Raw genomic sequence first — 14,567 nt, 5'->3', positions numbered from 1 at the left:
AGGTCGCCTGATCGGGTCCACACGCCACAGATCCAGCCCGGGGCTGCTGAGGCAGCCCCGGGCTCCGTGACGATCGACCCATGAACGACATCATCACCGTCTGCGGAATCGTCGCCACCGAGCCCCGGCACCTCGTCACCGAGACCGGCATCGCCATCACGAGTCTCCGGCTCGCGTCACCCTCGCGTCGTTGGGACCGGGCCACCTCGGCCTGGGTCAACGGTGCGACCAACTGGTACACCGTCACCGCGTTCCGGTCGCTCGCGTCGAACGTGTTCAAGTCCCTGAAGAAGGGCGACCGGATCGTCGTCGCCGGCCGGGTTCGCATCCGCACGTGGGAACGCGACGGTCGTGGCGGGACCTCGGTCGAGATCGACGCCGACGGCATCGGCCACGACCTGGCGTGGGGGATCAGCAACTGGCTGCGGGTTCCGCGGCAGGTCGGCGACGCCGCATCGGGTCACGGTGGACTGCGTGGGGTGGACCCCCGCACCGGCGAGGTCCGTGACCCCGCTGTGGGTCACGGCGCCGCGGACGGACCCGACCGCGGGGAGCACACCGCAGAGCCCCACGAACACGCACCGTCGACCGACCCGGGGTCGGACGACGACGCCGATGCGCTGCACGGCGCACCGACCCTCGGGGACGGCACGGAGCCAGCGGGGCCGTCCGAACACGTCCTCGAGCAGGACGCCGCGCCCTGGGACCCTGCGCCACCCCTCGACGACCACGCCGACCACGCCGACCGCACCGACCACGACGAAGCGGCCTGACCCGGCAGCCGATCGGAGTCGGTGCGCCGGGTCAGGCCGCGTGTTCCGCGTGCGGTTCACCGCCTCGCGTCGGTCACCACTTCTGGGCGATCATCCCGATGCCGGAGACCTGGTCGGTGTCCCAGTTGCCACCGCGGGGCAGCCCGGTCACACGGCCGTCGATCTTGAAGCTCGCACCCTGCACCCGCGGGCTGTTGGTCTGCGTGGCCTTCAGGCCGTGGAACGAGAAGCCCGTGTTCCACTTGCCGTTCAGCCCGGTGTTCGACTTGCGGTCGCCGACCGTGATGCGGGTGTTCTGCACCGTCGAGTGCACGACGTCACCGTTCAGACGGGCGTTGGCCTCGGCGTTGAAGAACAGCCGTCCGTCCAGGTTGAGCTTCAGGTTGGCGACGGTCTTGTGGTTCACGATCATCGTCGCGACGTCGTTCTTGTACCAGCGCATGCCGATCGGGGTGAGCTTGTTCGTCGCCGGGCCGAGGTAGCCGTACGTGAACTTGCCGTTCTGCACGCGCTCCCAGATGTACCGCGGCTTGCCCTTGCTCACGGTGGAGCCCTTGTCCGACTGGATCCCGAAGGCGTAGGCGTTGTTGTGGGCGTCGTGCACGTTGATGTACGACGAGTAGCCGGTCCCCGAGCCGTTCGCGCTGATGCTCGCGGTGTACAGCAGGTACGGGGCGCCCTTCGGCAGGGCCACGGCGGATGCCGGCGACACCGGTGCGATGAGTCCGACGGTGAGTGCGATCGCTCCGACGAAGGGGAGCGCGAGGCGGCGGAGCCGCGACGGGGTCGTTGTCGTGTGCGTGGTCATGGTCCTCGTCCTGTCCGTGGTCCTGATCCTGGTCCTCGTCGTGGTGGGCGACGGGCCCCAGGTTGCTGGGTGAGGCAAAGCTACGTCGTCCGTGACGCGAACAACAGGCCGGTTCGTACAGGTGCGGGAAGCGGCGATCCGGCGTCGGGCGAGCGCTGCTCCGACGGTGTCACTACACTTGGGGCCGATATGGCTGAGTACATCTACCAGATGGTCCGCGCCCGCAAGGCGGTCGGCGACAAGCTGATCCTCGACGACGTCACGATGTCGTTCCTCCCCGGTGCCAAGATCGGCGTCGTCGGACCGAACGGTGCTGGCAAGTCGACGATCCTGAAGATCATGGCGGGTCTCGACCAGCCGTCCAACGGTGAAGCGAAGCTCACGCCCGGCTTCACGGTCGGCATCCTCATGCAGGAGCCGGAGCTCGACGAGACGAAGACCGTGCTCGAGAACGTGCAGGAAGGCGTGGGCGAGATCCACGGCAAGCTCGCGCGCTTCAACGAGATCTCGGCGCTCATGGCCGAGCCGGACGCCGACTTCGACGCGCTCCTGGCCGAGATGGGCACGCTGCAGGAAGACATCGACGCCGCCGACGCGTGGGACCTCGACTCCCAGCTCGACCAGGCGATGGCCGCGCTGCAGTGCCCCCCGGGGGACGAGCTCGTCACGCACCTGTCCGGTGGTGAGAAGCGCCGCGTCGCGCTCTGCAAGCTCCTGCTCCAGAAGCCCGACCTGCTCCTGCTCGACGAGCCCACCAACCACCTCGACGCCGAGAGCGTGCTCTGGCTCGAGCAGCACCTGCAGCAGTACCACGGTGCCGTCCTCGCCGTGACCCACGACCGGTACTTCCTCGACCACGTCGCCGAGTGGATCGCCGAGGTCGACCGCGGTCGCCTGTACCCGTACGAGGGCAACTACTCGACCTACCTCGAGAAGAAGCGCGCCCGCCTCGAGGTCCAGGGCAAGAAGGACGCCAAGCTCGCGAAGCGCCTGTCCTCGGAACTCGACTGGGTCCGGAGCAACACCAAGGGCCGCCAGGCGAAGTCCAAGGCCCGTCTCGCTCGCTACGAAGAGATGGTCACCGAGGCCGAGCGCACCCGCAAGCTCGACTTCGAGGAGATCGTGATCCCGGTCGGCCCGCGTCTGGGCTCGCAGGTCATCGACGCCGAGCACCTGCGCAAGCAGTTCGGTGAACGCGTCATCATCGGCGACCTTTCGTTCACGCTGCCCCGCAACGGCATCGTCGGCGTCATCGGCCCGAACGGTGTCGGCAAGACCACGCTCTTCAAGACGATCGTCGGCCTCGAACCGCTCGACGGCGGCACGCTGAAGATCGGCGACACGGTCGACATCTCGTACGTCGACCAGAGCCGTGGCGGCATCGACCCGAACAAGAACCTGTGGGAGGTCGTGTCCGACGGACTCGACTACATCCAGGTCGGCAAGACCGAGATCCCGTCCCGCGCCTACGTGTCGCAGTTCGGCTTCAAGGGGCCGGACCAGCAGAAGCGCGCCGGCATCCTGTCCGGTGGTGAGCGCAACCGTCTGAACCTCGCGCTGACGCTCAAGCAGGGCGGCAACCTGCTTCTGCTCGACGAACCGACCAACGACCTGGACGTCGAGACGCTCGGCAGCCTCGAGAACGCCCTGCTCGAGTACCCCGGTTGCGCCGTGGTCATCACGCACGACCGGTGGTTCCTCGACCGCATCGCCACGCACATCCTGGCGTGGGAAGGCCTGAACGAGGACGGCACGCCGAACTGGTACTGGTTCGAAGGCAACTTCGAGGCGTACGAGGAGAACAAGATCGAGCGCCTCGGCGCCGATGCCGCGAAGCCCGGGCGCGCGACGTACCGCAAGCTCACCCGCGACTGACCCGCGTGGCGAGACTGCACGCTCCCATCCGCATGCGGTGGAGCGACATCGATGCCTACGGCCACGTCAACAACTCCGCGATGCTGCGCCTCCTCGAAGAGGCGCGCATCGTGGGGTTCTGGGGTGCCGACCCCGGTGAGGACCCCGACGGCGCCCTGCCCGAGCCGATCATCGACGGTCGGCCCGGTTCGGGCACCATGACGATCATCGCCGGGCAACGCCTCGAGTACCTGGCATCGATCCCGTACCTCCGTCAGCCGCTCGACATCCAGATGTGGATCGGGCGGGTGGGCGGTGCGAGCATCGACGTCTCGTACGAGGTCTGGTCGCCCGTGGGACAGTCCCCCGCGGTCCTGTACACCCGGGCCACGACCGCACTCGTGATGGTCGACGCGGCGACGAACCGTCCGCGTCGGCTGACCGACCCCGAGCGTGCCGCGTGTGAGCGCTACCTCGAGGACCCGGTGCAGTTCAGCCGCCCGTAGGCACCCGCATCATGCCCTCCTGGGCGACGGTGGCCAGCAGCTGACCGTCGCGGGAGAACATCCGCCCCAACGCGAGTCCCCGTCCGCCCTGCGCGCTCGGGGACTCCTGCGTGTACAGGATCCACTCGTCCGCGCGACCGTCGCGGTGCCACCACATCGCGTGGTCGAGGCTGGCGCTCTTCACACCGGGGGTGCCCCAGGCGACGCCGTGCCGCCGCATGATCGGCTCGAGGATGGACATGTCGCTGGCGTAGCCGAGCACCGCACGGTGCAGCGCCGGGTCCTCGGGCAGGTCGCCCTGCACCCGGAACCAGACCGCCTGGTGCGGCACGTGCTCGCCCTGCACGTCGATGAACACCGGACCCTCGACGTGCCGCAGGTCGATGGACCGTGCGGCCCACGCCCGTGCGACGGGGTGGTCGATGGCGGACAGGATCGACGCGGCCGACGGCAGGGACTCCGGGTCCGGGGTGTCCACCGGGTACGGGTCCTGGTGTTCGAGACCGGTGTCCGGCACCTGGAACGACGCGATCATCGAGAAGATCGGGACGCCGCGCTGGTACGCCTGCACGCGGCGGGTCGCGAACGAACGACCGTCGTGGATGCGCTCGACGGCGAAGGTGATCGGCACGTCGACGTCGCCCGGCCGCAGGAAGTACCCGTGCATCGAGTGGACGTCGCGACCGTCGATCGTGGTCTGCGCGGCGACGATGCACTGGGCCAGGACCTGCCCGCCGAACACCCGTCCGCCGGGGGACCAGTGGCTGGCACCGGTCAGGATCGTCTCGCCCGTGCTCGCGCCGGTGTCCTCGAGTCGCAGGGTCCGCAGGAAGTCGGGTTCGCCGTTCACGCTGTGCAGTCTACGAACGGCTGCCCGGCCTCGATGCAGGGTCACCACGCCCAGGCGGTGCGACGTCGACGGCCGGTAGGATCGTGGACGACATGGGCAACTCGTTCACGCTTCCCGACGCCGCCTCACTCGGTGACCTCCGCACGTACCTCGGCCGTGCCGCTCGGATCGAGGACGGCTCGGTCCGGCTCATCGCCGACTCGGGCGTCCTGGCCGTGTACACGGCGATCCTCTACCCGCTCGGGTTGCTCGACGAGCTGCCGACGGTGCTCGGTCTCCGCACGTTCTCGCTCACCGAGCCCGCCTCGATCGACACCGTGGTGCCGCTGCAGTCGCTGCTCGAGCGTCTCCGCCTGCTGGCAGAGACGCAGGACGCCGAGCACGCCGAGGGCGCGGACCCGACGCGGGCCACCCCGATCGAGGTCGAGCTGCCGCACGAGGTCCACACGGTCACGTGGGCGGCCATCTCGCCGCCCCGCGGTGGCTGGGTCCCGCTGCCGGACGTCTCGCCCGAACTCCTCCGCCGGGCCACCCGTGACGGCATCGCCGAGGTCGCGGACGCCGTGCCGTCCAACTCGGGTGAGGCCATCGTCCGGCGGATCCGTGCCGAGGTCTGGGGCAGACCGGTCCCCGGCGTCGAGCACCTGCCGGCTGGTGCGGGGTTCGCCGGCGAGAGCCTCGGCTTCCTCGGGCACGACCCGGTGCGCCTGTTCGAGACCGGTCCGTGGAGCCGTCTCACGACCTCGCGTGGCCACGTGCTCGTGAAGCGGCGCGCCTGGACCCTGAGCTCGTAACGACGACGACGACGAAGAAGACGGCGAGGACGATGACCGCCGCGGACCACGCCGCCCGGCCGCCGTGGTTGGCTGGCCGCATGCACGTCTTCCTCACCGGTGCGTCCGGCTACATCGGCTCCTCCGTCCTCCGCTCCCTGGTCGCCCACGGCGACGAGGTCACCGCACTCGTCCGGTCCGACGAGAAGGCCCAGCACGTCCGTGACGCCGGTGGCCGAGCCCTGGTCGGTGACGTCACCGACACCGAGGTCGTCGAACGGCTGCTGCACGAGAGCGACGGCGTGGTCCACACGGCATCGGCCCCGGACGTCGACCCGGACTTCATCCGCACCGCGATCGCTGCACTGGCCGGCACCCCCAAGCCGTTCGTGCACACCGGCGGGATCTTCACCTTCGGCGACTCGACGGACATCTCGGAGCAATCGCCGATCGACCCGCCGGCGCTGACCGCGTGGCGCGGTCCGAACGAGGCCCTGCTGCGCGCCAGCGACGTCCGGAGCACCATCGTCGCGCCCGGCATCGTGTACGGACGCGGCGCCGGCATCCCGGCGATGTTCGTCGGCGACGGCGAGCAGCCGGTGCGGCTGGTCGGGGATGGCTCCCAGCGGTGGACGACGGTGCACGTGGACGACCTCGGCGAGCTCTACGTCCTCGCGCTGCACCGCGGCGAGCTCGACGGGTACATCGTCGCGGCGACCGGGGACAACCCGACCGTGCGCGAGCTCGCCGAGGCCGGGGCCCACGGTGCACCGGTCGTCGCCGAGAGCGTCGATGCGAGCCGCGAACGGCTCGGGCAGGACTTCGCCGACGCGCTGCTGCTGCACCAAGAGGCGTCCGGCGCGCACGCCCGGTCGGCCCACGGCTGGCGGCCGTCACGGCCGTCGCTGGTCGACGACCTCGCCTCCGGCTCGTACGTCCGCTGACCGCGCTGAGACGCACTGCCCGAAGACGCCGGCGTCCCGCGGGCACGCCGCCGATTCCGCGAGACGCCGTCGAATTCGGAGGCGCGGAACGCACGTGGCGGCGTCGGACGGAGACGCCGGCGTCTCGCCAGCACGAGAACGCAGGAACCGCCGGACGGGAGGCCCGTGGCGACGCCGCCACGGGCCTCCCGTCCGGCGCTCGTGACGATCACTGCACGCCGGCGTCCGCGGAAGACACCGCGGGAGCGTCGAGACGCCGCCGGATCCGGAGGCGTCTCGACGACACGACGGCGTCCGCGCCGGACGCGCGTCAGTCGAAGGTGTTCGTCATCGCGTGGGCAGCGCGGTCGAGGTAGCCCCAGAGCTCGGCTTCGTCCAGGGGAGCGAGCTCGAGCGACTCGACCGCCTCGTGCATGTGGTGGAGCCAGCGCTCCCGCGCCTCGGACGTGATGCGGAACGGGTTGTGGCGCATCCGCAGACGGGGGTGCCCGCGCTGCTCGCTGTACGTGCCCGGCCCGCCCCAGTACTGCTGCAGGAAGGCGGACAGGCGCCAGATCGCGCCCTCGAGGTCGTCGGCCGGGTACATCGGCCAGATGACCTCGTCCTGCTGCACGCCCTCGTAGAAGCGCCGGACGAGCCGGTCGAAGGTGGGGGCACCGCCGATCCGCTCGTACAGCGACCCGGTGGCCGAGGTGCCGTGCTCACCGACGCGCAGGGTGATCGGCTGCGCGGGAACGCCGGGCATGCCGAGCGAACCGCGTGCTCCTGGCCCACCCGGGCCGGTCGGGGGTGTGAGGTCGGTCATCGGGGGTCCTTCCCGCTGTCGGGCTCGTCGTCCGTGCGGATCGGCTGCCCGAGGATGTTGCGCTTGGTGCGCCGCGGCTTCGTGGTCGCAGCCATCGGCTGGGTGCGGACGGTGCGCAGCCCGTTGATCGAGGTGGCGTTCTCCCAGCCCTCGGGCATGATCATCGCCATCGCGGGCAGGGTGATGCCGAGTTCGTCGACGGCGTGCTTCAGTCGGGTGCGGAGCTCCCGGCCGACGACGTCGAGCTCGGAGGCGCGGGTCTTCACGACCAGGCGGAAGACCATCCCGGCGTCGGTGATCGACTGCAGGCCCCAGATCTCCGGCTTCTCGACGATCCGCTGGCGCCAGCGCGGCTCCTGCGACATCGTCACGGCGGCCTTGAGCAGGGCGTCCTGCACGGCGTCGATGTCGGTGTCGTACGGCACGGTGATGTCGACGAGCACCCGTGACCAGCCCTGGGACAGGTTGCCGACGCGCAGGATCTGCCCGTTCGGGACGAACCAGAGGATGCCGTTCACGTCGCGGATCTGCATGACGCGCAGCCCGACGTTCTCGACGACGCCGGTGGCCTGCCCGGTGTCGACGACGTCACCGACGCCGGCCTGGTCCTCGAGGATCATGAAGATGCCGGACAACAGGTCCTTCACGATGGACTGGGCGCCGACGGCGAGGCCGGCCGCGACGAGGGACGCACCGCCGACGATGCCGACCGCAGCACCCTTCCACAACGCCGTGGCGATGACCACGAGCGCGATCACGACGACGACCACGGTGGCCAGGTTCTCGAGGACACTGCCGAGCGTCCGGGTCCGTTGCACGACACGCGCGGTCTGCACGGGGGAGGCGATGAGGGCCTGGGTGTCGGCCGCCCCCTGACGCTTCTTGACGCCGTTCACGATCCGGTCGACGACCTGCTTGATCATGCGACGGAGGATCAGCCGGAGGACGATCGCCGCGAGGATCGTGATGACGATCGTGATCGGTGCTTGCCAGGCGTCGACGAACTGGAGGAACGCGTTGGACGCCCACTTCGGGACGTCGGTGGTGTCTGCTGCAGCCAGGTTCATATCCGGTCGATGCTAAGCGGCGGGGCCTCGGCGTCCCTGGAGGAACACCAAGACCCCGCCGGATCAGCGCAGGGTTCAGGCGTCCGCGGCCTGGACCCGGAGCGCCCGCTCGGTGCCCGCGAGGCTCTCGGACACGATGCGGCGCAGCGCCGGCGTCTCCGGGTGCTCCGCGAGCCACGCGGCGGCGGCGTCACGGAGCTCGGCCGACGCGAGCGGCGCCGGGTAGAGGCCCGAGACGATGGTGTCCGCCATGTGGTAGCTGCGTTCGGCCCAGATGCGCGTGAGCACCTCGAAGTACTTGGGCACGAGGCCCTCGAGCAGGACCGGGCTGTTCACGTGCTGGAACCCGACCGTGGTCTGCCGCACGATCGCGTTCGGCAGCTCGGACGAGTCTACCAGCGACGAGAACGCCGCCAGCTTGCCCTCGGCCGTCGGGATCGTCGCCCGGGCGCGGGCCGCGGCCTGCTCGCCGGACGCGGTCTTGTCCGCAGCGAGCTCGGCGTCGATCTCGGTGCTGCCCGCGGCGCCCGCGAGCACGAGGCCCTCGAGCAGCTCCCAGCGCAGGTCGGTGTCGATCTCGAGGCCCTGCAGCGTGACCGAACCGTCGCGCAGTCCCTGCAGGGTCGCGACGTGCTCGGGCGTGGACGGGATCTGCGCGAAGAACTTCACGAACTGGAACTGCGCGTCCGAACCGGCTTCGGCCGAGGACGCGAGCTGCCAGAGCGTGTCGCCGACGGTGCGGACCGTGGCCTCGACCGAGCCCGGCGCCACGTAGTTGCGTGCGGTGAGCAGCAGCTGCGAGAGCGTCGTGCGGATGGTGGTCGACTCGGTCTCGGTCGCGATGTTGCCGAGCACCAGGCGGACGTAGTCGCTGGCGGGGGACTCGGCGTCGCGCGTGGCGTCCCACACGGAACCCCAGACGATCGAGCGGGCGAGCGGGTTCGCGATGGACGCGAGGTGCTCGATCGCGGTGCGCCGGGAGTGCTCGTCGAGACGGATCTTGGCGTAGGCCAGGTCGTCGTCGTTCAGGAGCACGAGGTCGCCGCGGTGCACGCCGACGAGCTCGGGCACGTCGGTGCGGGCGCCGTCGACGTCGATCTCGACGCGCTGGACCCGCTCGAGCTTGCCGCCGGCGGATGCCGTGTCCGCGCCGAACGGTGCGGACTCGTCGTTCCGGAACGCGTAGACGCCGATGGCCAGACGGTGCGGACGCAGCGTCGGGTAGTCGGCGGGGGCTTCCTGCAGGACCGTGAACGACGTGATGACGCCGGACTCGTCGGTCTCGATCTCGGGGCGCAGGGTGTTGACGCCCGCGGTCTCGAGCCAGAGCTTCGACCACTCGGTGAGTTCACGGCCGCTCGTCGCCTCGAGCTCGACGAGCAGGTCGCGCAGCTCGGTGTTCGAGTGGTGGTGCTTCTTGAAGTAGGCGGAGACACCGGCGAAGAACGCGTCGATGCCGACCCACGCGACGAGCTGCTTGAGGACCGAGCCGCCCTTCGCGTAGGTGATGCCGTCGAAGTTGACCTGGACGTCTTCGAGGTCGTTGATCGTCGCGACGATCGGGTGCGTCGAGGGGAGCTGGTCCTGGCGGTAGGCCCAGGACTTCTCCATCGCCTGGAACGTGGTCCAGGCCTCGGTCCACTCGGTGGCCTCTGCCGTGGCGATCGTCGACGCCCACTCGGCGAAGGACTCGTTGAGCCACAGGTCGTTCCACCACTTCATGGTGACCAGGTCGCCGAACCACATGTGAGCGAGCTCGTGCAGGATCGTGACGACCCGGCGCTCCTTGATGGCGTCGGTGACCTTCGACCGGAACACGTAGGTCTCGGTGAAGGTGACGGCCCCGGCGTTCTCCATCGCGCCGGCGTTGAACTCCGGCACGAACAGCTGGTCGTACTTGTCGAAGGGGTAGGCGACGTCGAACTTCTCCTCGAAGTACGCGAAGCCCTTCTTCGTGGTCTCGAACACGTACTCGGGGTCGAGGTACGAGGCGAGCGACTTGCGCGCGAACACGCCGAGCGGGATCGTCCGGCCGTCGCGGCTGGTCAGCTCGTCGCGCACGACCTCGTACGGGCCGGCGACGAGCGCGGTGATGTAGCTCGAGATGCGCGCGGTGGGCGGGAACGCCCACGTCGCGACGTCGCCGTCGACGTGCGGCTCCGGCGTGGGGGAGTTCGAGACGACCTGCCACCGCGACGGCGCCGTCACGGTGAAGGAGAACTCGGCCTTCAGGTCGGGCTGCTCGAACACCGCGAACATGCGGCGCGAGTCGGGGACCTCGAACTGGGAGTACAGGTACACCTCGTCGTCCACCGGGTCGACGAAGCGGTGCAGGCCTTCGCCGGTGTTCGTGTACAGCGCGTCGCTGACGACCACGAGCTCGTTCTGCTCCTGCAGGTCGTCGAGCTGGATGCGGACGCCGTCGTTCACCGCGGCGACGTCGAGCGCCGTGCCGTTCAGCGTGATCGAGTGCACGGTCTTCGTGATGGCGTCGATGAAGGTCGATGCGCCGGCGGTGGCGGTGAAGCGCACCCGCGTGGTGCTGCCGAAGCTCTCTGCACCGCGGGTCAGGTCGAGCTCGACGTCGTACGTCTGCACGGCGACGACGGCCGCGCGCTCCTGGGCTTCGATTCGGGTGAGGTTCTCTCCGGGCACGCAACGCTCCATCTTCGCTGGGGACGCGGACGATCGGTGTCCGCGTACGGGGCCCCGGACGGCGTCGTGCGCCGGCGGGACGATGGGCTCCAGCCTAGCGACGCCGCGTACGCTCGGATCGTGACCGAGACGACTGTGGACAACCCGACCGACCCCACCACCGAGCGCACCGCCGTGGAGTTCTGGTTCGACCCGAACTGCCCCTGGGCCTGGATGACGAGCCGCTGGGTGGGTGAGGTCGCCGAGCACCGCGACCTCGACGTGACGTGGAAGGTGATGAGCCTGTTCGTCCTCAACGAGGACCAGGACGTGCCGGACAGCTACAAGGAGCGCCTGCACGCCGGCCAGGTCTACCCGCGCATCGTCGCGGCGGCGAAGCTCCGGCTCGGCCAGGACGTCGTGAAGCCGCTGTACGACGCCCTCGGCGAGCACATCCACCACCGCCAGGAGTCCGACCCCGAGCAGGTCGTCCCCGCCGTGCTCGCGGAGCTCGGCCTGGACGCCGACCTGCTCGAGTACGCCTGGACCGACGAGGTCGACGCCGCCGTGCGCGCCAGCCACCAGGACGGCATCGACCGTGTCGGGCAGGACGTCGGCACGCCGGTCATCGCCGTCGAGGGCACCGCGTTCTTCGGACCGGTCATCTCCCCGGCCCCCAAGGGCCAGGAGGCGCTCGACCTGTGGGACGGCGTCGTCGCCGTCGCGAAGGTCCCCGCGTTCTTCGAGCTCAAGCGCTCGCGCACCGTCGGCCCGATCTTCGACACCACCGACTGATCCGGCGCTGACCGGCGGGGGACGGGTGGCCGGGAGGCCCGTGGTGCGCCCGCCCCGCCCGTCGCGTCAGATGAGCGGCAGCCGCATGAGCGTCAGGTCGAGCCAGCGGTCGAACTTGCGTCCCACCTCGGGCACGACCGCGACCGTGGCGAAGCCCAGGCGTTCGTGCAGGGCGATCGACCCCGTGTTGGTGCTGCAGATCCCGGCCATCATCACGTGTCGGCCCTCGGCGGTGGCCCGCGCGACCAACTCGGCCATCAACGTCGTCGCGATGCCCCGGCCGCGGAACGCCTCGACCACGTAGACGCTGTGCTCGACGGTCTGCCGGTACCCGTCCGGCTGCCGCCACTGCGAGTACGTCGCGTAGCCAGCCACGACCCCGTCGACCTCGGCCACGACCACCGGGTACCCGCCGCCCTGCCGCTCGGCGAGCCACCCGTCGAAGTACGGACGCGGGTGCGGGATGTCCTGCCAGATGGCGGTGGAGTGCAGGACGGCATCGACGTGCAGGGCGTGCACGACGTCGAGGTCGGCCGGGGTGCAGTCGCGGATCACGACCCCGTTCGTCGCATATGCTGTCGTCATGTCTCACATCGTAGACGACGCGCATGCCGATCCCGCAACCGGCGCCGACGACACCTCGGTCGCCGAGCAGCGGGCGCTCGGCGAACGGCTCCAGCGCCTCCGCAGCGAGCGCAGGTGGAGCCTCACCGAGCTCGCCGAGGAGTCCGGCGTCTCCCGCGCGATGATCAACCGCGTCGAGCGCGGGGTCTCCAGCCCCACCGCGACGATCCTCGGTCGCCTGTCCGGCGCCTTCGGCCTGACGATCTCGCAGCTCCTCGACGATGCCCTGGAGCACGAGGTGCCCAGGGCGACGGACCCCGACGAGGCGCGTGGGGTGCAACGCGGCGCGACCGCCGATTCCTGGACCGATCCCGACACCGGGTACCGCCGCCGTCCGGTCTCGAGCGCAGCGTTCCCCGCCGACGTCACCGAGGTGCGCCTCCCGGCCGGCCGCGAAGTGGCCTACCCGGCGTCCGCCTACGCGTTCCTGCGGCACTGCATCTGGGTCGTCGACGGCGTGCTCGAGGTCGTCGTCGGCGGTGAGCCGACGCGGCTGGCGGCGGGGGACCGGATCGAGCTCGGCGACCCCGCCGACGTCGTCTACCGCAACCCGGGCGAGGACCCCACCCGGTACCTCGTCGTGGTGGTCCGCGCACCGTAGTCCGTGGTGGTCCAGGCCCCGGAGCCGCAGGAATAGGATCGGTTCCATGCGCATCCACCTCGGAACGGACCACGCCGGCCTCGAGTTCAACAAGACCCTCGCAACCCATCTGACCGACGCCGGGCACGAGGTGGTGGACCACGGTCCGACCGAGTACGACGCGCTCGACGACTACCCCTCGTTCTGCATCAACGCCGCGCACGCCGTGGTGCAGGACCAGCGCGACGGTGTCCAGGCCCTCGGTGTCGTCTTCGGCGGTTCCGGCAACGGCGAGCAGATCGCCGCCAACAAGGTCGAGGGCATCCGGGCCGCGCTCGTCTGGAACGAGTCGACCGCGCTGCTCGCCCGTCAGCACAACGACGCCAACGTCATCTCCATCGGCGCGCGCCAGCACACCGAGGACGAGGCGATCCGGTTCGTCGACCTGTTCATCGCCGAGCCGTTCTCGGGCGAGGAGCGCCACGCCCGCCGCATCGCCCAGCTCGCCGAGTACGAGACCACCGGGCTGATCGCCGGTCGCCAGATCGACGCGTAGGGCTCGGACCCACGGTCCAGCAACACCGAGCAGCACCGAGTAGACAAGACCAATGCCCGAGGGTCACTCCGTCCACCGCATCGCCAACCAGTTCACCCGGCACTTCGTCGGCAAGCGCTGCGAGGTGTCGAGTCCCCAGGGCCGCTTCGCCGCCGGGGCCGCGCAGCTCGACGGCAAGCGCCTGATCGCCGCCCGGGCGGTCGCGAAGCAGATGTTCCTGGAGTTCGAGGACGACCTGTTCCTCCGCGTCCACCTCGGCCTGTACGGCGCGTGGGACTTCGCGGGCGTGATCTCCACCGCCGAGGCGCTGTCCGACGACGACGACCGCGAAGAGTCGCTCAGCTCGATCGGCGCACCGCGGCTCGCCCGCTACCGGATGGCCGAGCAGGAGAAGGCGGAGGACCCGATCGAGTCGTTCCCGCCGGACCCGGTCGGCCAGGTGCGCGTGCGGATCCTCACCGAGGACACCATCGCCGACCTGCGCGGCCCGACCGCGTGCGTCGTGGAGACCCCGGCCGAGGTGCAGCGCGCGCTCGACAAGCTCGGCCCCGACCCGATGAACGACGACGGGCCCGAGGCCGAGAAGACCTTCGTCGACAACGTCCGGAAGCGCAACGTCGCGATCGGGCAGCTGCTCATGGACCAGTCCGTGGTGGCCGGCATCGGCAACATCTACCGCGCCGAACTGCTGTTCCGGCAGCGCATCGATCCGTACAAGCCGGGCAAGAAGATCACCGTCAAGCAGGCCAAGGCGCTCTGGGCGGACTGGTCGAAGCTGCTGCACGACGGCGTCCGCGACGGTCTGATGATGACGATGGACGACCTGTCCGAGGCCGACCACAAGAAGGCCCTGCGCTCCCGCAAGGACCGCCACTGGGTCTACCACCGTCAGGGCGAGCCCTGCCGGGTGTGCGGCACCGAGATCCGGATGGCCGACATGGCCGGCCGGAAGCTCTACTGGTGCCCGAAGGACCAGAAGTAGCCCACGGAACACGGAC

The 14,567-nt window shown here is 70.0% G+C and carries 15 protein-coding genes; 9 read left to right on the top strand and 6 right to left on the bottom strand.

The features are described from left to right. Positions 1-80 precede the first annotated feature (80 nt). Positions 81-773: a single-stranded DNA-binding protein gene (locus QRN30_RS08495; RefSeq protein ID WP_052481732.1), complete on the top strand. Its 693-nt coding sequence runs from the start codon at positions 81-83 to the stop codon at positions 771-773. A 73-nt stretch (positions 774-846) separates the two neighbouring features. On the opposite strand, the gene QRN30_RS08490 is transcribed toward QRN30_RS08495, so the two are convergent. After that, the gene (locus QRN30_RS08490; protein ID WP_017886043.1) at positions 847-1,581 is read right to left on the bottom strand and encodes a hypothetical protein; all 735 of its coding nucleotides are present in this window, start codon (positions 1,579-1,581) and stop codon (positions 847-849) included. Positions 1,582-1,770: 189 nt separating this feature from the next. On the opposite strand from QRN30_RS08490, the gene ettA reads away from it, so the two are divergent. Continuing rightward, a complete protein-coding gene (ettA, locus tag QRN30_RS08485; RefSeq protein WP_017886042.1) occupies positions 1,771-3,456 on the top strand; it encodes an energy-dependent translational throttle protein EttA in 1,686 nt (561 codons plus the stop codon). Between the two features lie 32 nt (positions 3,457-3,488). After that, positions 3,489-3,941: an acyl-CoA thioesterase gene (locus QRN30_RS08480; protein ID WP_263137206.1), complete on the top strand. Its 453-nt coding sequence runs from the start codon at positions 3,489-3,491 to the stop codon at positions 3,939-3,941. Here QRN30_RS08480 and QRN30_RS08475 read toward each other — a convergent pair. Further along, the gene (locus QRN30_RS08475; protein WP_017886040.1) at positions 3,928-4,791 is read right to left on the bottom strand and encodes an acyl-CoA thioesterase; all 864 of its coding nucleotides are present in this window, start codon (positions 4,789-4,791) and stop codon (positions 3,928-3,930) included. The genes QRN30_RS08480 and QRN30_RS08475 overlap by 14 nt on opposite strands. 92 nt (positions 4,792-4,883) lie before the next feature. Between QRN30_RS08475 and QRN30_RS08470 the strand changes: the two genes are divergently transcribed. Then, positions 4,884-5,585, top strand: coding sequence for a DUF8185 domain-containing protein (locus QRN30_RS08470; protein WP_031259242.1), 702 nt, complete (start codon positions 4,884-4,886; stop codon positions 5,583-5,585). An 80-nt stretch (positions 5,586-5,665) separates the two neighbouring features. Continuing rightward, a complete protein-coding gene (locus QRN30_RS08465) occupies positions 5,666-6,508 on the top strand; it encodes an NAD(P)H-binding protein (RefSeq protein WP_031259241.1) in 843 nt (280 codons plus the stop codon). 310 nt (positions 6,509-6,818) lie between these two features. Here QRN30_RS08465 and QRN30_RS08460 read toward each other — a convergent pair whose 3' ends face one another. The 3 genes from QRN30_RS08460 to pepN form a co-directional block, all read right to left on the bottom strand. Further along, positions 6,819-7,313 carry a globin gene (locus tag QRN30_RS08460; RefSeq protein ID WP_017886037.1) on the bottom strand — a complete coding sequence of 165 codons (495 nt, stop codon included), beginning with the start codon at positions 7,311-7,313 and terminating at the stop codon, positions 6,819-6,821. Beyond that, positions 7,310-8,380 carry a mechanosensitive ion channel family protein gene (locus tag QRN30_RS08455; RefSeq protein ID WP_262160224.1) on the bottom strand — a complete coding sequence of 357 codons (1,071 nt, stop codon included), beginning with the start codon at positions 8,378-8,380 and terminating at the stop codon, positions 7,310-7,312. Before QRN30_RS08455 ends, QRN30_RS08460 begins: the two co-directional genes overlap by 4 nt. A 75-nt stretch (positions 8,381-8,455) precedes the next feature. After that, on the bottom strand, positions 8,456-11,035 hold the full coding sequence (pepN, locus tag QRN30_RS08450; protein ID WP_017886035.1) for an aminopeptidase N: 2,580 nt from the start codon (positions 11,033-11,035) through the stop codon (positions 8,456-8,458). Between the two features lie 120 nt (positions 11,036-11,155). On the opposite strand from pepN, the gene QRN30_RS08445 reads away from it, so the two are divergent. Next, positions 11,156-11,809: a mycothiol-dependent nitroreductase Rv2466c family protein gene (locus QRN30_RS08445; RefSeq protein WP_259496435.1), complete on the top strand. Its 654-nt coding sequence runs from the start codon at positions 11,156-11,158 to the stop codon at positions 11,807-11,809. Between the two features lie 66 nt (positions 11,810-11,875). On the opposite strand, the gene QRN30_RS08440 is transcribed toward QRN30_RS08445, so the two are convergent. Further along, entirely contained in the window at positions 11,876-12,394 is a 519-nt protein-coding gene (locus QRN30_RS08440; RefSeq protein ID WP_071252249.1) for a GNAT family N-acetyltransferase, read from the bottom strand. On the opposite strand from QRN30_RS08440, the gene QRN30_RS08435 reads away from it, so the two are divergent. Genes QRN30_RS08435 through QRN30_RS08425 form a run of 3 tightly spaced genes read left to right on the top strand, consistent with a single transcriptional unit; the run spans position 12,393 to position 14,551 of the window. Next, positions 12,393-13,034 (top strand): helix-turn-helix domain-containing protein, encoded by a 642-nt coding sequence (locus QRN30_RS08435; protein WP_083389427.1) that lies wholly within the window; start codon positions 12,393-12,395, stop codon positions 13,032-13,034. The two genes, QRN30_RS08440 and QRN30_RS08435, sit on opposite strands and share 2 nt — an antisense overlap. A 46-nt stretch (positions 13,035-13,080) precedes the next feature. Beyond that, positions 13,081-13,569, top strand: coding sequence for a ribose-5-phosphate isomerase (locus tag QRN30_RS08430; protein ID WP_017886031.1), 489 nt, complete (start codon positions 13,081-13,083; stop codon positions 13,567-13,569). Between the two features lie 52 nt (positions 13,570-13,621). Next, positions 13,622-14,551 carry an Fpg/Nei family DNA glycosylase gene (locus tag QRN30_RS08425; RefSeq protein WP_284760878.1) on the top strand — a complete coding sequence of 310 codons (930 nt, stop codon included), beginning with the start codon at positions 13,622-13,624 and terminating at the stop codon, positions 14,549-14,551. The last annotated feature ends 16 nt before the right edge of the window (positions 14,552-14,567 follow it).

This window comes from Curtobacterium sp. MEB011, from assembly GCF_030209655.1.
In the GTDB taxonomy this organism is placed as follows: domain Bacteria; phylum Actinomycetota; class Actinomycetes; order Actinomycetales; family Microbacteriaceae; genus Curtobacterium; species Curtobacterium poinsettiae.
This window is presented reverse-complemented; position numbering and strand designations above follow the sequence as displayed.